The organism is Neoroseomonas marina (genome assembly GCF_012927745.1).
Lineage (GTDB): Bacteria > Pseudomonadota > Alphaproteobacteria > Acetobacterales > Acetobacteraceae > Neoroseomonas > Neoroseomonas marina.
This window is the reverse complement of sequence record NZ_JABBKX010000001.1, coordinates 131,060-152,888: the sequence shown is the minus strand read 5'-3', so window position 1 is coordinate 152,888 and position 21,829 is coordinate 131,060. Positions and strand designations below refer to the sequence as shown.

Sequence of the window (21,829 nt, the reverse complement as noted above, 5' to 3'; positions counted from 1 at the left end):
GTGCGGCCCGTGGTGGAAACGCCGCCAAGGTGGCAAATTCGCCGCAGCGCAGCAACGGAGCGCCCACATGCCCACCCCCGAGGACCTCGCCCCGCTCGCGGCCGAAATGACCGCATGGCGCCGCGACTTCCACCGCCACCCCGAACTCGGCTTCGAGGAACGGCGCACCGCCGGCATCGTCGCGGCCCTGCTGAAGGACTGGGGCATCTCGGTCGAGGAAGGCATCGGGGAGACCGGCGTGGTCGGCACCCTGACCGGCACGCGGGGGCCGGGCGGCAACCGCGCCGTCGCGCTGCGCGCCGACATGGACGCGCTGGCGATGCCCGAGGCGACCGGCGCGGCCTATGCCAGCACCGTGCCCGGGAAGATGCATGCCTGCGGGCATGACGGGCACACCGCGATGCTGCTGGGCGCGGCACGCTGGCTGGCCGCGAACCGCGACCGCTTCGGCGGCACCGTGCATTTCGTCTTCCAGCCGGCCGAGGAATCCCTCGGCGGCGCGGGGCGCATGGTGAAGGACGGGCTGTTCGAACGTTTCCCCGCCGATGCGGTGTACGGCATGCACAACCTGCCGGGCCTGCCGGTCGGCACCGTGGCGGTGCCGAAGGGGGCGGTGCTGGCGAGTTCGGACACCTGGGAGGTGACCTTCCGCGGTGCGGGGGTGCATGGCGCGCGGCCGCATCTCGGCACCGATGCGCCGCTGGCCGCCGCGCAGTTCATCGCCGCGTTGCCGATGATCGTCGCGCGCGAGATCGACCCGCTGCAGGCGGCGGTGCTGTCGGTCGGCCACATGGCCGCCGGCGTGCGCAACGCGCCGAACGTGATCCCGTCGGAGGTCTTCCTCTGCGGCACCGCGCGTGCCTTCTCCGAGGCGGTGCGCTCGCACCTCGAAGCCCGCATGGCCGCCGTCGCGCGCGGCGTCGCCGCGACCTGCCGCGTCGAGGCCGAGCCGCGCTACCTCCGCCGCATCTCCCCCACCATCAACCGTGCCGAACAGGCCGCCGTCGCGGTCAGGGCCGCACGCGCCGCGGTCGGCGATGCGCGCACGATGGACGACCATCCGCCGCTGACGCCCGGGGAGGATTTCTCCGAGTTCCTCGCCGTCCGCCCCGGCGCCTATGTCTGGCTCGGCACCGGGGATCCCGCGCATCCCGAGGGCTTCCACCACAACCCGCATTTCGACTTCAACGACGCCGCCCTGCCGCATGGCGCGGCCTTCTGGTGCGCCCTGGTGGAACAGGAACTCGGATGACCCGCCGCGTCTGCCTGATCGACACCGATCCGGGTACCGACGATGCGGTGGCGCTGTGGCTTGCCCTGGCGAGCCCGGAGATCGACCTGCGCCTTGTGACGGTGGCGGGCGGAAATGTCGGGCTGGGCCACACCCTGCGGAACGCGCGCGCCATCGTCGGGCTGAGCGGGCGCGACGTGCCGGTGGTCGCGGGGGCGGAGGGACCGCTGCTCGGCGCCTTCCGGTCGGAGACGCAGGTGCATGGCGCGGATGGCCTCGCCGGCGTCGCGCTGCCGGAAGGGCCGCCGCCAGCGCCGGGCATCGCCGCGGATGCGATCCGCGCGCTGCTGCGCGCGGAGGCGCGCGTGACGCTCATCGGCATCGGGCCGGCGACGAATCTTGCGCTCGCGCTCGCGACCGAACCCGCGCTGGCGGCGAAGGTCGAGGAAATCGTGCTGATGACCGGCGCCTGGGCGGAGGGCAACATCACGCCCTCCGCCGAGTTCAACGCTTGGTCGGACCCGGAATCGCTCGCGATGCTGCTCGGCAGCGGGCGTCCGGTGACGCTGGCGACGCTGGAACTGACGGGCCAGGCGCTGGTGACGCCGGACCGCATCGCGGCGTTGCGCGCGGCGGGCGGCAGGCGCTGCCTGGACGCCGCGGCGCGCATCATGGGCGGCGTGCCGCCGTCGCGCCGCTTCGGCCATCGCGGCCATCCGCTGCACGATCCCTGCGCCATCGCCTGGCTGCTGGCACCGCAGCTGTTCACGACGCGCGAGGTGCATGTGCATGTCGAATGCGCGGGCGTCGCGCGCGGGCGGACGGTGGTCGACCGCTGGGACCGCAGCGGGCAGGCGCCCAACGCCAGGCTGCTCGAGACGCTGGACGCCGACGGGTTCTTCGCCCTGCTGACGGAGCGCCTGGCCGCGCTGCCATGACCCGATGATGCAGGCGCGCTCCGGCGCGCCTGCTCACCCGGCGGTTTCAGCGCGTCGACGTGCTGGATTGCAACGACGCCTGCGTGGACGACATCTGCGTGCCGACATTCGAGAAGGCGTTCGTCAGGGCTCCTCCGAACGAGGAGATGGCGGCGCCTACCACGATGACGACACCGACGGCCAGGATGGCGTATTCGGCAGCGGAGACGCCTTTCTTGTCGCGAAGGGTCGCGACGAAGCGGTGCAGCATTGTGGACCTCGCACGGTACGGCCTTCCGGCCACGGGTTGTCGTTCAACGCTTCAACCACGCCCCGTGCCTCCTGCCCGATCGGATCGGGGCCTGATGCCGCCGCCGCGATGCCGTGGTGTCGCGTGGCCATTTTGCGCAACAATGATTGAGAGATGCCTAAACCGGGCCCGGCGCGGCACGATTGCTTGCGGCCGAACGTTTCGCACGTTAGGCGTCGATCTCCGACGAGAGAGAAGTGGAACGCCATGAACCGCAGGCAGGCCTTGACCATTGCCGCCGCATCCCTCGCCGCGCCCGGCATTGCGCGGGCCCAGGACAACTGGCCCTCCCGCCCCGTCACCCTGCTGGTCCCCTTCGCGGCGGGCGGGTCGAACGACGTGGTGGCGCGCCTCGTCGCGCCGGCGCTCGAACAGAAGTTCGGCCAGCCCTTCATCATCGACAACCGGCCCGGCGGCGGTGGGTCGCTCGGCATGGGCATGGTCGTGCGCGCGCGGCCCGATGCGCAGACTCTGCTGATCTCATCGGCCTCGAACCACGTCTTTCACCCGCTGGTCTCCGGTGAGCTCGGCTACAACGTGCAGGAGGCGCTGGTCGGCGTGTCCATGCTGACCGACGTGCCGACCGTGCTCGCGGCCAATCCGCGCGTCGGCGTGTCGAATGTGCAGGACCTGATCGCCAAGGTGCGCGCGACGCGGGGCGGGATGTCCTTCGGCTCGTCCGGCGTCGGCACCTCGAACCATCTGGCGGGCGAGCTGTTCCGCATGCGCACGGGGCTCGATCTGACGCATGTGCCCTATCGCGGCGGCGGGCCGGCGCTGACGGACCTGGTCTCGGGGACCATCCCGATCGCCTTCATGAACCTGCCGACCGTCGCACCGGCCGCCCAGGACGGGCGGGTGACGATCCTCGCCGTCTGCACGGCCGACCGCGTGTCCATCCGTCCCGACCTGGCGACGGTGATGGAACAGGGCGTCCCGGACTTCGCGGTGCGGTCCTGGACCGGGCTCTTCGCGCCCAAGGGCACGCCGGACGCGATCGTGACGCGCCTCGGCGCCGCGGTGCGGGAGGCGCTAGCGTCCCCGCAGGTCAATGCGCGCCTGATCGCCATCGCGAGCGAGCCGATCATCATGACCCCGCAGGAGACCGACGCCTTCGTGCGCCAGGAGTACGATCGCTGGGCCCCGGTGGTGCGGGCGGCCAACATCTCGGCCAACGGCTGACGCGCTGCGGGCGGTCTGCGCGCCGCCCGCCCCCGCATTGACGGAGCCTGCCGCCTGACGCAGCGTCCGCGCGACGCATGGAGGGACGTGCGATGAGGCTTCCGGGACACGGGCGCTACGCCCACAGCGCCATCCCGCAACGACCGACCTATGAATGGCCGAACGGGGCGCGGCTCGCTGTCGTGGTCTGCAACAACATCGAGGCCTTCGCCTATCGCGCGGGCCTCGGGTCCGACAGCACCGGCGCCGCCGCGCCGCAGGGGCAGCGCAACTACGCCTGGCGTGACTACGGCAACCGCGTCGGGCTGTGGAACATGCTCGAGATGCTCGACGAGCTCGACATCCCCTGCGCGCACAACGTCAACGGCGCGGTGCTCGATGCGTGTCCCGAGATCGCCCCGGCGCTGAAGGCGCGCGGCGACGAGTTCATCGGCCATGGCCGCACCAATGCCGAACGCCAGGACGGGATGTGGGAGGAGGACGAGCGGCGCCTGATCGCCGAGAGCCGCGACGCCATCATCCGCCATGCCGGCGTGGCGCCGCAGGGCTGGCTCGGGCCCTACATCGCGCAATCGGCGGTGACGTTGGACCTGCTGAAGGAGGAAGGCTTCTCCTACGTCATGGACTGGCCGGCGGACGACCAGCCCTTCTGGATGACGACGCGGGCCGGGCCGATGCTATCGGTGCCCTATTCCATCGAGCTGAACGACAGCCCGGCGCTGGTCTTCCGTCAGCATTCCGGGCGCGAGTTCGCGCAGATGATCATCGACCAGTTCGACGAGATGCTGGAGCAGTCCCGGCGGCGCCCGCTGGTCTGCTCGGTGGTGCTGCATCCCTTCATCGTCGGCCAGCCCTTCCGCCTGCGCCCGCTGCGCGACGCGCTGCGGCACATCCTGTCGCATCGCGACCGGCTGTGGCTGGCGCGGCCGGGGGAGATCGCGCGCTACGTCGCCTCCCTGCCGCGCGGCATCGTGCCGGGGTCGGAGGCGCTGCCGTGAGCGACGAGGAAGCAGGCCGCGCCCGCGACTTCATCGGCTATGGCCGCAACCCGCCCGACCCGCGCTGGCCGGGCGGGGCGCACGTCGTCTGCAACTTCGTCATCAACTACGAGGAAGGCGGCGAGGCGAGCGTCCCGGACGGCGACCCGAACAGCGAGAACGCGCTGACCGAGGGCAGCACGGCGCCGGTGAAGGGCCGGGACCTCGCCGCGGAATCCATGTTCGCCTATGGCAGCCGCGCGGGCTTCTGGCGGCTGCACCGCATCTTCACGGCGCGCGGTATGCCCTGCACGGTCTTCGCGGTGGCGCGCGCCCTGCAACGTAATCCGGAGGCCTGCGCCGCCATGCGGGAAGCCGGCTGGGACGTGGCCGCCCATGGCCTGCGCTGGGAGATGCACAACGCCTTCGACAAGGCGACCGAGCGCGAGCGCATCGCCCAGGCCACCGCGGTCATCACGCGCTGCATCGGGGAGCGCCCCGCCGGCTGGTACACGCGCTACGCGCCGTCGCTGAACACCCGGCGCCTGCTGATCGAGGCCGGCTACGAGTACGACAGCGACGCCTATGACGACGAGCTGCCCTATTGGGTGAAATGCGCCGGGCGGGATGCGCTGGTCGTGCCCTATTCGCTCGTCCACAACGACGTGCGCTTCCCGCGCATGGGCATGTCCTCGGGCAGCGAGTATTTCGAGTACATGCGCGACGCCATCGAATGCGTGCTGCGGGAGGATCCGCCGCGCATGCTGTCCTTCGGGCTGCACAACCGCATCATCGCCCATCCGGGACGGGCGATGGGCCTCGCGAGGCTGCTCGACTGGATCGGCAACCATCCGCGCGTCGCGGTGATGCGCCGCGTCGACATCGCGCGCCATTGGCGCAAGGAACATCCCGCCCCATGACCCGCGACCTGCCGACCTGGCGATCCCTGCTCTATGTCCCGGCGAGTGCGGAGAAGTTCGTCGCCAAGGCGCATGAGCGCGGCGCGGATGCGGTGATCCTGGACCTCGAGGACGGGGTCGCGCCGGATGCGAAGGATGCCGCGCGGGCGGGGTTGCCGGCCTCGGTCGCGAGCGTGCGGCGGAACGGCGCGGCCGTGCTGGTGCGCATCAACCGGCCGTTGCGGATGGCGGTGCAGGACATTGCGGCGGCTGTCGCCGCCGGGGCGGATGCGCTGGTCTGCACCAAGATCATGGGCGTGGATCATGTCCGGATGCTGTCGGAACTGACGGCGGAGTCCGAGGCCGAGGCCGGGCGCCCGATCGGTTCGGTGCGCTTCGTCGCGCTGATCGAGGATGCGGCGGCGCTCGCCCATGCCCAGGCGATCGCGGCGGCCGATCCGCGCGTGGTGGCCCTCGGTGTCGGTGGGGAGGACCTCGCGACCGACCTTGGCGCGGAGCCGACGCCGGATGCGCTCGACCTGCCGAAGCGGCTCGGCGTCATCGCGGCGCGCGCGGCGGGCGTGCTGCCGCTGGGCTTTATCGGCACGGTGGCGGGGCTGAAGGACCTCGAAGGCTATCGCGCCATGCTGCGTCGCTCGCGCGCCATCGGCTTTGCCTGTGCCTCCTGCGTCCATCCCTCCCAGGTGCCGATCATCAACGAGGAATACGGCGCGCGGCCCGAGGAGGTGGACCGCGCGACGCGTCTGGTCGCGGCCTTCGAGGCGGCGCTCGCCGAAGGCAAGGGCGCCGTCGCCTTCGAAGGCGAGATGATCGACAAGCCGATCGTCGAGCGCGCCCGCCGCCTGATCGCCCGCGCCGTCTAGACGACGGCGGTCATCCCCCCGTCCACGTACAGCAGATGCCCGTGGACGAAATCCGAGGCCGGCGCGGCGAGGAACACCGTCGCGCCGACCAGTTCCTCGACCTTGCCCCAGCGCCCCGCCGGCACGCGCTTGCACAGCCAGTCGGTGAAGGTGGGGTCCTGCACCAGGGCGCTGGTCAGTTCCGTGTCGTAGTAGCCGGGTGCCACGCCGTTCACGTTCACCCCATGCTTCGCCCATTCGGCACAGAGCGTGCGCGTCAGCATCCGCAGCGCGCCCTTGCTCGACGCATAGGGCGCGATGGTCGGGCGACCGAGTTCGCTCTGCACCGAGCAGATGGTGATGATCTTGCCGCGCCCGCGATGGACCATGCGCTTGCCCGCGGCCTGGCAGCAGAACCAGACGCCGTCGACATTCACCGACATCACCTTGCGCCAGGTCTCCGGCGGCATGTCGACCGACGGCGCGCGCAGGTTGATCCCCGCATTGGCGACGAGGATGTGCAGAGGGCCATGCGCCTGCTCGATGCCGGCGATGCCGGCCTCGACGGCGTCGGGGTCGGTCACGTCGAAGGCGGCGATCTCGGTCTTGAGGCCGTGGCTCGCGAGGGTGCGCTGCGCGTTGGCGAGCCGGCCCGTGTCGCGGCCGTTCAGCACGACTTTCGCGCCCGCCTCGGCCAGGCCCTTGGCGAGGGCATAGCCGATCCCCTGGCTCGATCCGGTGACCAGGGCGAGCCGCCCGGTCAGGTCGAACAGCGCATGCGACATCCCCGCTTCCTCCTGTAGGATCGCCGGAAGGCTAGGGGGGAGCGACGCGGATGGACAAGCCTGGGCTGCTGGTTGTCGGCGTGCTGCCCGACTGGGACCTCGAGGCGCTGGCGCAGCGCTTCACGCTGCACCTGCTGTACGAGGCCCCCGACCGGGCCAGCTTCCTCGCGCAGCACGGCCCGTCGATCCGCGCCATCGCGACCAAGGGAGAACTCGGCGCCGATACGGCGATGATGGATACCTGCCCCCAGGCGAAGATCATCGCGTGCTACGGCGTGGGCGTGGATGCGATCGACCTCGCCGCTGCCCGCGCGCGCGGCGTCGCGGTGACCAACACGCCCGGCGTGCTGACCGAGGAAGTGGCCGACATGGCCTTCGCGCTGCTGCTCGCCACCGCGCGCGCCATCCCGGAGGGCGATGCCTATGTCCGGACCGGCACCTGGCCGCAGCAGGGGCCGATGCGGCTGACGACGCGCGTCTGGGGCAAGCGGCTCGGCATCGTGGGGCTGGGGCGGATCGGGCAGGCGATCGCGCGGCGTGCGGAAGGCTTCGGCATGGCCATCGCCTATTCGGGGCGCACCAGGAAGGACGTGCCCTTCACCTTCCACCCGAGCCCGGCCGCGCTCGCGCCGCATGTCGACATCCTGGTGGTCTCGGCCGCCGGCGGCGCGGCGACGATGGGCCTGGTGGACCGCGCGGCGATCGAGGCGCTGCCGCATGGGACGATCTTCGTGAACGTCTCGCGCGGGACGGTGGTGGATGAAGCGGCCCTGATCGCGGCGCTGCAATCGGGGCGCATCGCCGCCGCCGGGCTCGACGTCTTCCTCAACGAGCCGGCGATCGACCCGGTCTTCGCGACCTTCCCGAACGTGGTGCTGTCGCCGCACCAGGCCTCGGGCACGGTCGAGACGCGCAAGGACATGGGTGCCCTGATGCGCGCCAACCTCGAGGCGCATTTCGACGGGCGCCCCTTGCCGACCCCGGTCGGCTGAGGGGCGCGCCGCCGTATCTCAGGTCAGGCGCCGAAGCAGGGTGCGCGGCGGGCGATGCCGCCATGGAGGTCGAGCATCCGTTCGCGCCAGGCGAACAGCGTGTCGTCGGGTTCCAGCACCCGCAGCGGGCTGACGCTGCGGGCCCACATGAAGCTGCCGAAGACGATGTAGTCGGCGTAGTCCGGCTCGGTGCCGCCGAGGAAGTCCCGCCCTTTCAGCGCCTGGCGCAGTGGCTGCAGCGTGGCGCGGAAGGCCGGCAGGCGCGCCTCGCGGTCGGCCGTCACGTCCGCGAGCGGCATGCCGAAGCGCTTCTCGCGGCTTTCGATGAAGTACGCGCGTTCCTCGCCGAGCAGCGCGGGGATGTCCGAGACGATCAGCCGGACGAGCCCACCCTGCAGCACGGTGTCGTTCCACGCCGCGACGAAAAGGAAAGGCGCCGGCGCGCCGTGCAGCAGCGACGGCGCCTCCGGATAGGCCTCGTCGAGATACTGCGCGATGGCCCAGGAATCCGGCACGGCACGCTCGCCATCGACCAGCACGGGCACCTTGTCGTGCCCGGCGAAGGCGAGGCGGTCGGTCTCGGTGAAGCGCCAGGGCACGCTGTCGAAGTCGAGGCCCTTGTGCGCGAGCGCCATCCGCGCGCGCCAGCAGAAGGGCGAGAAGACGCGCGCCGGATCGGTGCCGCAGAGCTCGAAAAGCTGCCGCGCCATCAGCGGGTCCCCACCGTCGCGGCGGTCTGGCCGAACAGCAGCGCGGCGGAGGCGGCGCTGACGGTCGGCGCGCTGTTCACCTCCTTCGCGCGGGCATAGGCACGCTCGGTCGCCGGGCGCGCGCGGATCGCGTCGAACCAGCGCTTCAGGTGGGGGAAGTCCTCGAGCTTCTGGCCCTGGCGCTCATGCGGGACGATCCAGGGATAGGTCGCCATGTCGGCGATGGAGTAGTCCTCGCCCGCCATGAAGGCGCGGTCCGCGAGGCGCTTGTTCAGCACGCCGTAGAGCCGGTTGGTCTCGTTGACGTAGCGGTCGATGGCATAGGGGATCTTCTCGGGCGCGTATTGGGAGAAATGGTGGTTCTGCCCCGCCATCGGCCCGAGGCCACCCATCTGCCAGAACAGCCACTGCAGCACCTCGGCGCGCGCATGGACCTGCGCGGCGGCGGGGATGAAGCGGCCGATCTTGTCCGCGAGGTAGAGCAGGATCGCCCCGCTCTCGAACAGCGAAACCGGCGCCGATCCATCGGCCGGCGCGTGGTCCACGATCGCCGGGATGCGGTTGTTCGGCGCGATGGCGAGGAAGTCCGGCTTGAACTGGTCGCCGGTCGAGATGTTCACCGGGATGATGCGGTAGGGCAGCCCCGCTTCCTCCAGGAACATCGTCACCTTGTGGCCGTTCGGCGTGGTCCAGTAGTGCAGGTCGATCACGGGGCGGTCTCCGCAGCGAGGGGATCGAGAAGGGTCAGGGCCTGGCGCACGGCGCCGCGCAGCAGCGCGGGCTCGGGCCGCGCGCGCGCCAGGACGCGCAGCCCCATCACGGTGGTCAGGAACAGGCGCGCGAGGTCGCGGGCGGGCGCGCGGCGCGCGATCGTCCCGTCCTGCTGGCCGCGTTCCATGCAGCGGTGGAAGAAGGCTTCGAGCTCGCCGAGGCGCTCGGCGACGACGGCGCCGACCTCCTCGTCATGCGGCGCGACTTCGAGCGCGGTGTTCACCAGCATGCAGCCGCGGCGATCGATCAGGGAGCGCTCGACGCTTTCCTCGAGGAACGCCTCGATGGCGCGGCGCGGCGGGTGGACCGCCTCCTGCCGCGCGATGCGTTCGCGCATGTTGGCGTCGAGGTAACGGTCCAGGCAGCGGGTGAAGAGCGCCCGTTTGTCGCCGAAGGCGTTGTAGAGGCTCGCCGCGCCAAGCCCCATGCAGGTGCCGAGGTCGCGCACCGAGGTCGCGGCATAGCCGTGTTCCCAGAAGCGGGTGATCGCGGCGTCGAGGGCAGCGTCCTCGTCGAAAGCGCGCGGGCGGGACAGGGAGCGGCTCCATGCATTCCGTATCGTGCGATACGGAAGTTATGGAGCGGTCGCTCCAATAGCAAGATCCTATTCGGCGGCCTGCTTCGCCGGCGCCTCCCGCACCACGCCGAGGCCGCGCAGGCGGGCGAGTTCGGCTGCGCCGAGCACAGGGGCGAGGATCTCGTCATTGTGCTCGCCGATCCGTGGCGCCGGGCGCGCCAGCACGCCCGGCGTCCCCGAGAGACGCGGCACCAGCCCGTGCATCGGCAGCCAGCCGCCGGGCATGTCGGCGTCGGGGACCTCGATCAGCGCCTCGCGCTCGATGGCGTAGCGGTCGCGTTCGAGCATGGCGGTGTCCATGATCGGGCCGATCGTCACGCCCGCCTTGTCGAAATGCGCGAGGTTCTCCTCGAGCGTCCGCTCGCCGATCCAGCCGCCGATGATGGCGTCGAGCTCCTGCCAATGCTGCAGCCGCGCCGGGTTGTTGGCGAAGCGTGGGTCGGAGATCATGTCCTCCCGCCCGATGGAGCGGAACAGCTTCTCGGTCATGCCCTGCGTCGAGGCCGAGAGGCAGACCCAGCCGCCATCCTTAGTGCGGTAGGCGTTGCGCGGGGAAGTGTTGGTCGAGCGGCTGCCCGTGCGCGGCTTGCGCTTTCGGGTGATGCGCCAGTTCGCCACCTGCGGCTCCAGCACGCTGAACAGGGGTTCGAACAGCGACACGTCGAGCACCTGGCCGCCGCCGCCGGCTTCCGCGTGGCGCAGCGCGATCATCGCGACCGAGGCGCCATACAACCCCGCATAGGCATCGCCCATGAACATCGGCGGCAGCACCGGTTCGCGGTCGTCGAAGCCGTTGACGGCCGCGAAGCCGGAATAGCCCTCGACCAGCGTGCCGAAGCCGGGCTTGTGCCGGAACGGCCCGTCCTGGCCCCAGCCCGAGATGCGCACGATCACCAGCGCCGGATTGATTTCCAGCAGCACCGAAGGCGGCAGGCCCATCGCCTCCAGCACGCCGGGGCGGAAGGATTCCACGAAGATCGCGGCGTCCTTCACCAGCGCCTTGACCACCGCGATGCCCTCGGCGCGCTTGAGATCCAGCGCGACCGACTTCTTGTTGCGGCAGATCGTCTTCCACGAGGTCTCGATGCCGCCGACGCGCCAGGCGCGCAGCGTGTCGCCCTCGGGTGGTTCGACCTTCACCACCTCGGCCCCATGGTCGGAGAAGACCTTGGTCAGCACGTTGCCGGCGACGAGGCGCGAGAGGTCCACCACCCGCACGCCGTCCATGGCGCCGCGCGCGGCGGGGTCGAAGTGCTTGCGCTGGATGCCGGTCATGGCGGTCCTCAGTCGATGCGGATGTTCGCGAGCTGCGCGACCTCGCGCCAGCGGGCGATGTCGGCGCGCAGCATGGCGGTGAATTCCGCGGGCGTCGCGGGGGAGGGGCGGGCGCCCTCGCCCTGGTAGAGCCGCGCCATGTCGGGGTCGCGCAGCGCTGCGTTGGCCTCGGTGTTCAGCCGTTCCAGCAGCGGCGCCGGCAGACCGTGCGGCGCGAACAACCCCCACCAGATCGAGATGTCGTAGTCGAGCCCGCTCTCGGTCACGAGCGGCGCGGGCGGCGAGCCGTCGGGGATGCCCGGCGCGCTGTAGGCGAGCAGCCGCACGCGCCCGTCCCGCACCACGCCGGCCGCGCTCGGCAGGGTTGTGATCATCAGCTGGATGTGTCCCGCGACGAGGTCCGTCACGGCCGGGCCGGTGCCGCGATACGGCACGTGGTTCATCCGCACGCCGGCGCGCTGGCAGAAATACTCGGTGACGAAGTGGTTGATGCCGCCCGGCCCCGAGGTGCCGTAGTCGATCCGCCCGGGACGTTCCTTCGCGAGGTTCACCAGGTCCCGCACGCTGCGCACCGGCAGGTCGTTGTTGACGATGACGATGAAGGGCGAACGCCCCAGCCAGGCGACCGGCGTGAAGTTCTCGAGCACGCCCCAGGGGACGCGCTGGGAGACCGAGGTTGTCGCGAAGGAGGAGGAGGAGACCATCAGCGTGTAGCCATCGGCAGGGGATTGCGCGACCGAGGTCGCGCCGATCGCCCCGCCGGCGCCGGGCCGGTTCTCGATGATCACCGGCTGGCCGAGCCGCTGCTGCAGCCGTTCGGCGAGCGGGCGGGCCACCACGTCGTTCGACCCGCCGGGCGGGAATGGCACCATGATCTTCACGGGGCGGTTCGGCCAGGCACCCTGGGCGCGCACCGCGGGCGCGGCCAGCGCAAGCCCCGCGGCGAGGGTCGCACGGCGGCCCATCGTGATGGTCATGGTCTCACTCCCGGTCGTTTCCTCGGTCGAGTGTCGCGCAACCCGTCATGCGCCGGAAGCCGGGGACGTCAGCACCGCGTTAACCCGCGCCTGTCACACCACGGAGCAGACCAGGAGGGTCCGCCGCCGATGGAGTCGGACAGGCCATTCCGGGAATGGCCGCTGGAACAATTGGCCGAACAGGCCGTGCTGCACCGCGCCGATGCGCGGGTCCTGGCAGGGCTGGCCGCCGAGGCCGCACGTCGGCCCGGCGTGCGCGCCAAGGCGGTCCACGCCCGGATCCGGCAGTTGCAGGATGGAGCTGCGCCGGCAGCCAGTGCCGGCGTGCCCGAGCTCCGCGAGATGCTGGCCGCCGCGGCGGGGGAGATCGCCCGCCTGCGTGCCCGGCTCGCGGCGGCCACGGCCGAGGAAGCGGCGTCCGGTCCGCACCGCCGCGTCTATCTGACCCCCGACGCACCTGCCTGGCTGATTGCGGAAGTGCGCCGGGCCTTCCGCCGGCGCTATCATCCGGATGCCCAGCCCGACACGTCGCGGCGGAGTCGGGCGGAGGAGGTCTTCAAGCGCGCGGAAGAAGTGTTCGTGGCAATCGAGCGCACCAAGTAGTTGTAATTGCTCGGATCATTTCCCGCGATCACGCAACCGCGAGTTTCTTGAATGGAGACGTAACCCCGGTTACGTTCGATTTTCGAGAGCGGGGACCAGAATAGACCCCATGAGTACGGGAACGATTCCCCTTCCGAACCGGAAGGCGATCCAGAGCTGGCCTTCGGCGCGGCTGCTGGAACTCGCGGAGGCGAACGTCGCCGATCGCGACCTGCTGGAATTCATCCAGGTCGAGCTGAAGCGTCGCGACGTCGAGGTCGCGCACGCGGCGGCCCAGCGCATCGCGGACCTTCTCACCCGCGGTGCCGCGACCGCAGCCGCCGCCCCGGCCGATGACGATGACGAGGATGCCGTCGCGCAGCGGGACCTTCGGATCGGCGCGCTGAAGGCGCGGATCGAGGCCCTGGAACAGCGCGTGCGCGAGTCCGAGATGCGGGCGACGGCGGCCGAGCGCACCCTGTCGATGGAAGCGCTGCCGGCGCGCGGCAGCGGCCTGCTGCGCCGGGTGCATCTCGCGGATACGGCGCCGGCCTGGCTGATCGACGCGGCGCGGCGCGCGTTCCGCCTGCGTTTTCATCCCGACCGTTTCGCTGACCCGCTGATGAAGTCGCGGGCCGAGGAAACCTTCAAGGAGGCCGAGGAGGTCTTCCGCCAGATCTCCGGCGGAAGCTGACCCGCGCGGCGCTCACAGCGCCGCGGCGGCCTCCAGCACCTGTGCCGCGTGGGCCTCTGGCTTCACCTTGCGCCAGATCCTGACGATCTTGCCGTCGGCGCCGACCAGGAAGCTGCTCCGCTCCATGCCCATGTAGGTCTTGCCGTACATGGATTTCTCGACCCAGACGCCATAGGCCTCGGCGACCTTGTGGTCCTCGTCCGAGGCGAGCGGGAACTCGAGGCCGAACTTCTGGGCGAACTTGTCGATCGGCGGGATCGGATCCGGGCTGACGCCGATCACCTCGAGGCCGAGCTTCCCGAGCTGCGGCAGGGCCTCCTGCACGCCGCAGGCCTGCTTCGTGCAGCCCGGCGTATTTGCCTTCGGGTAGAAGTACAGCAGGTAGGGCCTGCCCTTCAGCGCGGCGGAGGACACCTCCCGCCCGCCCGAGGCCTTCATCGTGAACGCGGGCGCCTTCTTGCCCTCGGCCAGTTCGGTCATGCGCGATCCTCGTTGATGTCGGGGCGGCCGAGGCGCCGTTCGAACACCGCGCGGACCTCGTTCGCCCGCCGGGCCATCTGTGCCTGGAGTGCAGGGAGGTCAACCGGCGCTTCGTTCGGCGTCAGGCGGCGGCAGACATTCAGCAAGGCCGCGGCGACGCTGTCGGGCAGCACCTCTTCCTTCCAGCGACCCACCGTGAGGCGCAGGAGGCCGCTCACGGTGCGCCACAGCCGCTCGGCGGCAATCAGCCCCGCAGCCTCGTCGGCCTCCAGCACGCCGGCCTCGGCCAGGCGTGCGAGGGCAAGGCGCGTCGTCGTCGCAAGGGCGCCCGGGTACTGGCGGGCATGGGCGATCTGCAGCGCCTGGGCGACGAACTCCACCTCGACGAGCCCGCCGCGGCCGAGCTTCACGTCCCACGGCCCGTCGGGCGGCAGGTCCCGCAGCATCCGCGCGCGCATCGCGACCGCGTCCGGGATCGCCTTTTCCGCCGCGTCGGGGCGCAGCAGGGCGGCACGGATCGCCGCCTCGATCTTGCGCTTGAGGCCCGGCGGTCCTGCCACCACCCGGGCCCGGGTCAGCGCCATGCGCTCCCAGGTCCAGGATTCCTCCGCATGGTAGCGCTGGAAGGAGGACAGCGAGACGGCGACGGGCCCCTTCGAGCCAGAAGGCCGCAGCCGCATGTCGACTTCGTAGAGCCGGCCCTCGGCCCCCGGCGCGTTGATCGCGCCGATGACCTGATGCGCGAGGCGCGCGAAATACTGGCTGACGGGCAGGGGGCGGGGGGCGGGCTGGCCGCGCTTCGCCTTGCCTTCGCTCATCTCCGCCTCGGCGGCGTGATCGTAGATCAGCACCAGGTCGAGATCGGATCCCGGCAGCATCTCCCGCCCGCCGAGCTTGCCGAGCGCAACCACGGCGAGAGCGCCGCCCTTGACCTTCCCGTGCCGCTCCGCGAAGGCAGCGGTGACATGCGGCAGCAGGGAGGAAATGGCGGCGTCGGCCAGCGCGGAGCGCGCCTCGCCCGCCGCATCCACGTCGATCGACCCTTCCAGGGCCGCGGCGTCGATCTCGAACTTGCCCTCCTGGACCAGGCGGCGGGCGGCCTCGAAGGCTTCCTCGATGTGGCGCGCGTCCTTCAACTGGGCGGGCAGGGTCTGGGCGGCGTTGCCGATCGTTCCGCTGGCGCCGACCAGCAACCCTTCCAGCGCCGCGGTGTGGCTGGCCAGGAAGTCGGCGAGCTGCGGCGCGGCGCCCAGGATGCCCGCGAGCCGGTCGAGCAGGGCGGGATTGCGCGACAGCAGGCTCAGCACCTGCACCCCGGCGGCCAGCCGTCCGAGCACCCCGTCGAGCCGGGCCAGCGCCGCATCGGGGTCCCGCTGCTTCGCGAAGGCCCCGAGCAGCGCGGGCATCAGCGCGGTGAGGATCTCGCGCGCCCGCTCGCTGCGCGTCGCGCGGGTATGGCCGTGGTGCCAGCCGCGGATCAGCGCCGCGACGCCCGAGGGGTTCATGTAGCCCATGGACCGCAGCGTCGCGATCGTTGCCGGGTCGTCCTCGACGCCGGTGAAGACGAGGCTGCCCTTGATCTCCTCCGAGGCCAGCGTCGGCTCCGCCTCGAACATCCGGCCGTAATGGCGCTCGACCTTCACCATGTGGCCGGTGAAAGCGGCGCGGAAGGCGTCGGCGTCCTTGAAGCCGAGGAAGGAGGCGATGCGCGCCACCCCCTCGGCGTCTTCCGGCATGCGGTGGGTCTGCCGGTCGGCGACCATCTGCAGCCGGTGCTCGAGGTTGCGCAGGAACACATAGGCGTCGGCGAGGTCGGCCGCGGCCCTTCGGTCGATCTTGCCCGCCGCGGCGAGGGAGGACAGCGCGCCCAGCGTCGTCGGGTCGCGCAGGCCGGGGTCGCGTCCGCCCCAGATCAGCTGCAGCACCTGGGCGGTGAACTCGATCTCGCGGATGCCGCCACGGCCGAGCTTCACATCGTGGCCTTCCACCTCGATGGTCGCATTCGCGCCCTTGGCGCCCTTGTGGGCGTGGATCTGGCGCTTGATGGAATGGATGTCGGCGACCGCGGCGAAGTCGAGGTGCCGGCGCCAGACGAAGGGGCGGATCTCGCGCAGGAAGGATTCGCCGGCGGCCCGGTCCCCGGCCACCGGGCGTGCCTTGATCATGGCGGCGCGTTCCCAGTTCTGCCCCATGCTTTCGTAATAGGTGATGGCCGCCGGGATCGAGACGGCAAGCGGCGTCGCGGCGGGGTCGGGCCGCAGCCGAAGGTCGGTGCGGAAAACATAGCCCTCGGCCGTGCGTTCCTCGAGCAGCCGAACCAGGTCGCGGGCGATCCGGACATAGACCGCCTGGGCCTGGTCGGCGTGGTAGGCTGCCGCCGTCGGCTCGAACAACACCATGAGGTCCACATCGGACGAGTAGTTCAGTTCCCGCCCGCCGAGCTTGCCCATCCCGAGCACGACGAGGCCGGAATTCCGCCCGACGATGCGCGGATCCGCCCGGCTGGCGCCGGAAAGCCGGAGTTCGCCCCGCTCGGCCGCATGGCGCAGCAGGTGCGCGCAGGCCGCGTCGATGGACGCCTCCGCCAGGTCCGACAGCGCCCCGGTCACCCGGTCGAGCGGCCAGAGCCCGGTGATGTCGCCGAAGGCCGCTGTGAGCGCCCCCTGCCGCTTGGCCTGGCGCAGCAGCGTCGCGAGCGCGGGGCGGGGCGTTTCGGGATCGATGCGGCCGAGCGGATCGATGGCGCGGGCGAAGGCCTCGTCCGGGCCGCGCTCGGCCATCAGCAGCAGCGTGGCCGACTCCCGCGCCGCCAGGTCCGCGAGGTAGGGGCTGTGCCCGCCCAGCGCGTCGAGCAGCGCGGCGCCCGCGGCGGTCGCCGCGAAGGCGGCCTCGGCCGCGCCGCGTTCGGCGAAGGTTTCCCGCGCCACGGTGGCCGCGGCGGGATCGAAGGGGCGGGGCAGGCGCTCGGGCGCGAAACAAGCCGGCATGACGGGGCAGGGAAGCGGTGAGGCGCGCCGCCGGTCAAGCCGGGCGGTATGTGAGCCGCTGCCTGCGGCTCATCCTGGCAGGCGTCGTGCTGGCGGCGGCCGGGGTGACCGCGCTGGCCTGGCGGTTCGAACAGGGGCCCCTGCCGATCCCTTGGCTGGCGCAGCGGGCCGAGGCGGTGCTGAACGCCCCCGGTGGCGCGACGCGCCTCGAGATCGGCGGCGCCTCGGTCACCTGGGCAGGGTGGCGGGAGGGCCACCGTTCGCCCCTGGGCCTGTTCCTGCAACGCGTCCGGCTCGTCGAGCCGGATGGATCGGTCCGCGCGGAGCTGCCGGATGCGATGGTCTCCCTGTCCGTCACCTCGCTGCTGCGGGGGCAGGTGGCGCTGCGGGGAATGGAGCTGCGCGGCCTGGAACTGCGTGCGGTCCGCGCGGCCGATGGCGCGTTCCGGCTCGATCTCGGCACGCTTGGCGGTGAGGCCGCGGGAGAAGCCGGGTCACCCGTCGCGGAGGGCGACGGAGCGCTCCTGACGATGCTGGCGGAGCTCATGCAGCCGCCGACCGAAGGCTCGCCGGTCGGCGCGCTGCAATCGCTGCGGCTGCTCGATGCGCGGCTCACCGTGGCCGACGCGCAGCTCGGCCGGGTCTGGAGCGCGGAACTCGGCTGGCTGGCGATGACCCGGCGGCACGGCGGCGGGATCGATCTCGCGGGCAGCGGTGTCTTCACCCTTGGGGGGGAGCAGGTGCCGTTGGTCATCTCGGGCATGGTCGAGGGCACCGCCTTTCGCGGCCATGCGGCGCTGACCCTGCCGGCGATCCGTCCGGCGGCGCTGGCACGGGCGTCGCCTGCCCTGGGCGCGCTGGCCGCGCTCGATGCCCAGGCCTCGGCGACCCTTGCCGTGCGGCTCGAAGGCCTGCGGATCCCCTCGGAGGCCGAGGCGCGGCTGCGGGTCGGCCCTGGCGTGATCGATCTCGGCGACCGCGGCCGGATTCCGCTGCGCGGGCTGGAGGCCGACGCGGCCCTCGCGGACGGGCGCCTGCAGGTCGACAGCGTCGTGCTGCGGACCGCGGCCCCGCCGGGCGCGATCGCGCCGGCCCCCACCATCACCGGCACCGGCCGGGCGCAGCAGACGGAGGCCGGCTGGCGGGGTGAAGCGACCCTCCGGGTCGACCAGGTGGCCTTCGCCGATCTTGGGCACTACTGGCCGACAGGCATCGCGCATGGCGCCCGCGAATGGATCGCGGACAACATCACCGGGGGCGTCGTGCGCGGCGGCGAATGGCGCCTGGGCCTGGAGGGCGATCCGGCCTCCGGCCGGATCGCCGTCACCTCCCTGGAAGGCAGCGCGACAGCGGAGGACGCGGAGGTCCATTGGCTTCGGCCCATTCCGCCCGCACAGCAGGTGCGCGGCGTGGCGCGCTTCGGCCGGGATGCGATCGAGCTGGAGGTCCGCGGCGGGCGACAGGCCGGCGGCGCCATCGGGGTGCGCGACGGTCGCATCCGCTTCGCCTTCGACACCGAGCCCGAATCGGCCGAGATCACGCTGCAGCTCGACGGATCGCTGCCCGATGTCTGGACGCTGCTGCGGCATCCGCGCCTGCATCTGTTCGATTCACGCCCGCCACCGGTGCCCGCGATCTTCGGGACGCTGCGCGAGGCGCGGCTGCAGCTCGCCTTCCCGCTGATCTCGGACCTGCCGGTCGAGCGCCTGCGGGTCAGCGCGACCGGACGGGCCACCGAGGTTCGCGTGCCGCGCGCCCTGCTGGGCAAGGACCTCGAGCGCGGGGCCTTCGAGTTCTCCGCCGATACCGAGGGGCTGCGCATCAACGGCACGGGCGTGCTGGCGGGCATTCCGCTGCGCATCCAGCAGGAGGCCGATTTCCGCCCCGGCAACGCCAACCAGGTGGTGGCGCGGGAGGTCGTGACGGGCCGCGCCGATGCGCGGCAGATCGCCGGGCTGGGGCTCGACCCACGGCCCTTCGTCGAAGGCCAGGTCGGCATCGATTCACGCAGCGAGACGCGCCGCAACGGGCAGACCCGGGTCCGGTTGCGCACCGACTTCACCCAGTCGCGGCTGGCCGTCGATGCGCTGTCCTGGGCCAAGCCGCCCGGCGTCACCTCGGCCGGGGAGGCGATGCTGATCCTGCAGAACGGCACGCTGCAGCGGATCGAGGGCATCCGCGTCACCGCCCCCGACGCGCTGCTGCGGGGCACCGCCGGCGAGACACGCGACAACATTCCGGGCCGGATCGAGATCCAGCAGGCCCAGTTCGGCCGCAACCGCATGACGGGGGAGATCTTTCCGCCCCGCTCGGGGTCGGCCGGCTGGCAACTGGCGCTGCGCGGGCCGGTGCTGGACCTGGCGCCGGTGCTCGCCGCGCCGCCGCCGCCGCCGGCCGCCGGGGGGGAGGAGGGCGGCGGGCAGAGCGTGTCCGTCGAGGCCCGCTTCGACCGGATGCTGCTGCGCGAGGACCGCGCCTTAACGGGCGTCACCGCCTCCGCGCGCGTCAACGGCCAGGGCGTGGTCAACGCCGCGGAGGTGCGCGGCCGCGTCGATGGCGGCGGGGACTTCGACATGCGCATCACGCCCGAGGGCGGCGGGCGGCGCTTCCTGCTGACCAGCGAGGATGGCGGCGCGCTGCTGCGCGCCTTCGGCGTGCTGCGTACCATCCAGGGCGGGCGACTGACGGTCGATGCCACCTATCCGCATTCGCGTGCCGGGGCCCCGCTGACGGGTGCGGCGGAACTCGAGAACTTCGCGGTGCGCGACGCGCCTGCGCTGGCGAAGCTGCTGCAGGCCATGACGGTCTACGGGGTGTTCGACGCGCTGTCGGCCCAGGGTCTCGCCTTCGCGTCGCTGACCGCGCCCTTCACGCTGACGCGGGAATCGCTGGTGCTGAACGACGCGCGGGCCTTCTCGGTGTCGCTCGGCATCACCGCCAAGGGGCGCATCGACCGGCTGCGCGAGACGATCGACATGGAGGGCACCATCGTGCCGGCCTATGTCTTCAACTCGCTGCTCGGGCGCATCCCGATCCTGGGGCGGGTGTTCAGCCCCGAGCGCGGCGGCGGTCTGTTCGCCGCGACCTATCGCATGCGCGGGCCGCTCGCGGACCCGAACATCTCGGTCAATCCGCTTGCCGCCCTCACACCCGGTTTCCTGCGCGGCGTGTTCGGCCTGGGACAGGACGCGGCGCCGACGACGCCGCGATAGGGTGACGCGCCGCCCCTTGCGTCCTAGCCTGCCCCGCGGATCGCAAGGAGCAGCCCATGACCGGCATCGCGAAGAGCCCCGAGGAACTCGCGCTGATGGAGGCCGCGAAGCGCGTGCTGCCCGCGGGCGGCTTCGGCAACTTCCCCGCCGACATCGTGATCCGTTCCGGCAAGGGCGGTCACGTGCAGGACGTCTCGGGCAACGACTACATCGACTACCTGCTCGGCTCCGGGCCGATGTTCATCGGCCACGACCATCCGGCGGTGACCGAGGCGGTGCTCGCGCAGATCCCCAAGGGCACCACCTTCTTCGCCAACAACGAGCACGGCATCCGCCTTGCCGAGGCGATCGTCGACGCGGTGCCCTGCGCCGAGCAGGTGCGCTTCCTCACCTCCGGCACCGAGGCCGATTTCTACGCCATGCGCCTCGCGCGCGCGTATCGCGGCCGCCCGAAGATCGTGAAGTTCGAGGGCGGCTACCACGGCATGTCCGACTGGGCGCTGATGAGCCTCGCACCCAAGCGCCTCGCGAACTTCCCCGAGGCGGTGCCCGACAGCCCGGGCATTCCGGACGCGCTGCGCAACGACGTGCTGGTCGCCCCCTACAACGACATCGAGGCCGCGGTGCGACTGATCGAGGCGCACCAGGACGAGATCGGCGGCGTCATCATGGAGCCGCTGCAGCGGCTGATCCCGCCCAAGCCGGGCTTCCTGCAGGCGGTGCGCGAGGTGACCGCGCGGCTCGGCATCCCGCTGATCTTCGACGAGGTGGTGACCGGCTTCCGATTCGCCTACGGCGGCGCGCAGGAATACTACGGCGTGACGCCGGACATCTGCACCATGGGCAAGATCGTGGGCGGTGGCTTCCCGCTCTCGGCGATCGGCGGCAAGCGCGAGATCATGGCCCTGTTCGACAAGGCCGCGGTGGGCGAGGAACGGTTCCTCACGCAGATCGGCACGCTGTCGGGCAATCCGGTCGCCGCCGTCGCGGGGCTCGCGACGCTCGAGGTGCTGCGCGCGCCGGGCACCTACGAGAAGGTCTTCGCCACCGGCCGGTCGCTGATGGACGGCATCGTGACGCTGATCGCCGAGGCCGGCATCCCGGCGCAATGCGTGGGCGAGCCGGTGCTGTTCGACGTCGTCTATGCCGAGGGCGACCTGCGCGACTACCGCAGCATGCTGCGCCAGGACGCCGCGATGCAGAAGCACGTCAACACCGTGCTGCGCGCCCGTGGCATCCTGAAGGGGGACAGCAAGTACTACGTCTCGACCGCGCATACCGCGGCCGACATCGCGCAGACCCTCGACGCCTTCCGCGCGGCGCTCGCGAGCCTGCCGGCGACGCGCAAGGTCGCCTGACGTCTTGACGGAAGGGCCTGCGCGCTTCAGCAGGCCCTTCCCAGACGAGA

The 21,829-nt window shown here is 71.6% G+C and carries 20 protein-coding genes; 11 read left to right on the top strand and 9 right to left on the bottom strand.

The genetic code is table 11. From position 1 onward, the window contains the following. Positions 1-67: 67 nt before the first annotated feature. Complete coding sequence (locus GWK16_RS00725; protein WP_248291070.1) at positions 68-1,252, top strand: M20 aminoacylase family protein; 1,185 nt, start codon at positions 68-70, stop codon at positions 1,250-1,252. Continuing rightward, complete coding sequence (locus GWK16_RS00720; RefSeq protein WP_170052066.1) at positions 1,249-2,169, top strand: nucleoside hydrolase; 921 nt, start codon at positions 1,249-1,251, stop codon at positions 2,167-2,169. Before GWK16_RS00725 ends, GWK16_RS00720 begins: the two co-directional genes overlap by 4 nt. 46 nt (positions 2,170-2,215) lie before the next feature. On the opposite strand, the gene GWK16_RS00715 is transcribed toward GWK16_RS00720, so the two are convergent. After that, complete coding sequence (locus tag GWK16_RS00715; protein WP_170052065.1) at positions 2,216-2,419, bottom strand: Flp family type IVb pilin; 204 nt, start codon at positions 2,417-2,419, stop codon at positions 2,216-2,218. A 246-nt stretch (positions 2,420-2,665) separates the two neighbouring features. On the opposite strand from GWK16_RS00715, the gene GWK16_RS00710 reads away from it, so the two are divergent. The 4 genes from GWK16_RS00710 (at position 2,666) to GWK16_RS00695 (ending at position 6,400) form a co-directional block, all read left to right on the top strand. Beyond that, positions 2,666-3,640: a Bug family tripartite tricarboxylate transporter substrate binding protein gene (locus GWK16_RS00710; protein ID WP_170052064.1), complete on the top strand. Its 975-nt coding sequence runs from the start codon at positions 2,666-2,668 to the stop codon at positions 3,638-3,640. 92 nt (positions 3,641-3,732) lie between these two features. Next, positions 3,733-4,638, top strand: a complete 906-nt coding sequence (locus GWK16_RS00705) for a polysaccharide deacetylase family protein (protein WP_170052063.1) — start codon at positions 3,733-3,735, stop codon at positions 4,636-4,638. Continuing rightward, positions 4,635-5,537: a polysaccharide deacetylase family protein gene (locus tag GWK16_RS00700; RefSeq protein WP_170052062.1), complete on the top strand. Its 903-nt coding sequence runs from the start codon at positions 4,635-4,637 to the stop codon at positions 5,535-5,537. The genes GWK16_RS00705 and GWK16_RS00700 overlap by 4 nt, the downstream gene beginning before the upstream one ends. Continuing rightward, entirely contained in the window at positions 5,534-6,400 is an 867-nt protein-coding gene (locus tag GWK16_RS00695) for an HpcH/HpaI aldolase/citrate lyase family protein (RefSeq protein ID WP_170052061.1), read from the top strand. Before GWK16_RS00700 ends, GWK16_RS00695 begins: the two co-directional genes overlap by 4 nt. Here the strand turns inward: GWK16_RS00695 and GWK16_RS00690 are convergent. Then, on the bottom strand, positions 6,397-7,164 hold the full coding sequence (locus GWK16_RS00690; RefSeq protein WP_168041275.1) for an SDR family oxidoreductase: 768 nt from the start codon (positions 7,162-7,164) through the stop codon (positions 6,397-6,399). The two genes, GWK16_RS00695 and GWK16_RS00690, sit on opposite strands and share 4 nt — an antisense overlap. A 50-nt stretch (positions 7,165-7,214) precedes the next feature. Here GWK16_RS00690 and GWK16_RS00685 point away from each other — a divergent pair, with 50 nt between their 5' ends. Then, complete coding sequence (locus GWK16_RS00685) at positions 7,215-8,156, top strand: 2-hydroxyacid dehydrogenase (protein WP_170052060.1); 942 nt, start codon at positions 7,215-7,217, stop codon at positions 8,154-8,156. A 23-nt stretch (positions 8,157-8,179) separates the two neighbouring features. Here GWK16_RS00685 and GWK16_RS00680 read toward each other — a convergent pair whose 3' ends face one another. The 5 genes from GWK16_RS00680 to GWK16_RS00660 form a co-directional block, all read right to left on the bottom strand. Continuing rightward, positions 8,180-8,866 carry a glutathione S-transferase family protein gene (locus GWK16_RS00680; protein WP_170052059.1) on the bottom strand — a complete coding sequence of 229 codons (687 nt, stop codon included), beginning with the start codon at positions 8,864-8,866 and terminating at the stop codon, positions 8,180-8,182. Next, the gene (locus GWK16_RS00675) at positions 8,866-9,576 is read right to left on the bottom strand and encodes a glutathione binding-like protein (protein ID WP_170052058.1); all 711 of its coding nucleotides are present in this window, start codon (positions 9,574-9,576) and stop codon (positions 8,866-8,868) included. The genes GWK16_RS00680 and GWK16_RS00675 overlap by 1 nt, the downstream gene beginning before the upstream one ends. Beyond that, a complete protein-coding gene (locus GWK16_RS00670) occupies positions 9,573-10,124 on the bottom strand; it encodes a TetR/AcrR family transcriptional regulator (protein ID WP_338144410.1) in 552 nt (183 codons plus the stop codon). Before GWK16_RS00670 ends, GWK16_RS00675 begins: the two co-directional genes overlap by 4 nt. A gap of 117 nt (positions 10,125-10,241) precedes the next feature. Continuing rightward, positions 10,242-11,489 carry a CaiB/BaiF CoA transferase family protein gene (locus GWK16_RS00665; RefSeq protein WP_170052057.1) on the bottom strand — a complete coding sequence of 416 codons (1,248 nt, stop codon included), beginning with the start codon at positions 11,487-11,489 and terminating at the stop codon, positions 10,242-10,244. An 8-nt stretch (positions 11,490-11,497) separates the two neighbouring features. After that, positions 11,498-12,466 carry a Bug family tripartite tricarboxylate transporter substrate binding protein gene (locus tag GWK16_RS00660; RefSeq protein ID WP_170052056.1) on the bottom strand — a complete coding sequence of 323 codons (969 nt, stop codon included), beginning with the start codon at positions 12,464-12,466 and terminating at the stop codon, positions 11,498-11,500. A gap of 171 nt (positions 12,467-12,637) precedes the next feature. Between GWK16_RS00660 and GWK16_RS00655 the strand changes: the two genes are divergently transcribed. Both GWK16_RS00655 and GWK16_RS00650 read left to right on the top strand, forming a co-directional pair. Further along, on the top strand, positions 12,638-13,069 hold the full coding sequence (locus tag GWK16_RS00655; protein ID WP_211187006.1) for a hypothetical protein: 432 nt from the start codon (positions 12,638-12,640) through the stop codon (positions 13,067-13,069). A gap of 109 nt (positions 13,070-13,178) precedes the next feature. Continuing rightward, a complete protein-coding gene (locus tag GWK16_RS00650; protein WP_170052054.1) occupies positions 13,179-13,742 on the top strand; it encodes a hypothetical protein in 564 nt (187 codons plus the stop codon). Between the two features lie 12 nt (positions 13,743-13,754). Here GWK16_RS00650 and bcp read toward each other — a convergent pair whose 3' ends face one another. Both bcp and GWK16_RS00640 read right to left on the bottom strand, forming a co-directional pair. Next, positions 13,755-14,222: a thioredoxin-dependent thiol peroxidase gene (gene bcp, locus GWK16_RS00645; RefSeq protein WP_170052053.1), complete on the bottom strand. Its 468-nt coding sequence runs from the start codon at positions 14,220-14,222 to the stop codon at positions 13,755-13,757. Then, complete coding sequence (locus tag GWK16_RS00640; RefSeq protein WP_170052052.1) at positions 14,219-17,209, bottom strand: bifunctional [glutamine synthetase] adenylyltransferase/[glutamine synthetase]-adenylyl-L-tyrosine phosphorylase; 2,991 nt, start codon at positions 17,207-17,209, stop codon at positions 14,219-14,221. The genes bcp and GWK16_RS00640 overlap by 4 nt, the downstream gene beginning before the upstream one ends. Positions 17,210-17,259: 50 nt before the next feature. Here GWK16_RS00640 and GWK16_RS00635 point away from each other — a divergent pair, with 50 nt between their 5' ends. Together GWK16_RS00635 and GWK16_RS00630 are read left to right on the top strand one after the other, a co-directional pair. Further along, positions 17,260-20,421, top strand: coding sequence for an AsmA-like C-terminal region-containing protein (locus GWK16_RS00635; RefSeq protein WP_170052051.1), 3,162 nt, complete (start codon positions 17,260-17,262; stop codon positions 20,419-20,421). A 56-nt stretch (positions 20,422-20,477) separates the two neighbouring features. Further along, complete coding sequence (locus tag GWK16_RS00630) at positions 20,478-21,779, top strand: aspartate aminotransferase family protein (RefSeq protein ID WP_170052050.1); 1,302 nt, start codon at positions 20,478-20,480, stop codon at positions 21,777-21,779. Positions 21,780-21,829: the final 50 nt, after the last annotated feature.

Coding starts and splice junctions, on each gene's coding strand:
- GWK16_RS00725 (WP_248291070.1), top strand. CDS start 68: ATGCCCACCCCCGAGGACCTCGCCCCGCTCGCGGCCGAAATGACCGCA.
- GWK16_RS00720 (WP_170052066.1), top strand. CDS start 1,249: ATGACCCGCCGCGTCTGCCTGATCGACACCGATCCGGGTACCGACGAT.
- GWK16_RS00715 (WP_170052065.1), bottom strand. CDS start 2,419: ATGCTGCACCGCTTCGTCGCGACCCTTCGCGACAAGAAAGGCGTCTCC.
- GWK16_RS00710 (WP_170052064.1), top strand. CDS start 2,666: ATGAACCGCAGGCAGGCCTTGACCATTGCCGCCGCATCCCTCGCCGCG.
- GWK16_RS00705 (WP_170052063.1), top strand. CDS start 3,733: ATGAGGCTTCCGGGACACGGGCGCTACGCCCACAGCGCCATCCCGCAA.
- GWK16_RS00695 (WP_170052061.1), top strand. CDS start 5,534: ATGACCCGCGACCTGCCGACCTGGCGATCCCTGCTCTATGTCCCGGCG.
- GWK16_RS00690 (WP_168041275.1), bottom strand. CDS start 7,164: ATGTCGCATGCGCTGTTCGACCTGACCGGGCGGCTCGCCCTGGTCACC.
- GWK16_RS00685 (WP_170052060.1), top strand. CDS start 7,215: ATGGACAAGCCTGGGCTGCTGGTTGTCGGCGTGCTGCCCGACTGGGAC.
- GWK16_RS00680 (WP_170052059.1), bottom strand. CDS start 8,866: ATGGCGCGGCAGCTTTTCGAGCTCTGCGGCACCGATCCGGCGCGCGTC.
- GWK16_RS00665 (WP_170052057.1), bottom strand. CDS start 11,489: ATGACCGGCATCCAGCGCAAGCACTTCGACCCCGCCGCGCGCGGCGCC.
- GWK16_RS00660 (WP_170052056.1), bottom strand. CDS start 12,466: ATGACCATCACGATGGGCCGCCGTGCGACCCTCGCCGCGGGGCTTGCG.
- GWK16_RS00650 (WP_170052054.1), top strand. CDS start 13,179: ATGAGTACGGGAACGATTCCCCTTCCGAACCGGAAGGCGATCCAGAGC.
- bcp (WP_170052053.1), bottom strand. CDS start 14,222: ATGACCGAACTGGCCGAGGGCAAGAAGGCGCCCGCGTTCACGATGAAG.
- GWK16_RS00640 (WP_170052052.1), bottom strand. CDS start 17,209: ATGCCGGCTTGTTTCGCGCCCGAGCGCCTGCCCCGCCCCTTCGATCCC.
- GWK16_RS00630 (WP_170052050.1), top strand. CDS start 20,478: ATGACCGGCATCGCGAAGAGCCCCGAGGAACTCGCGCTGATGGAGGCC.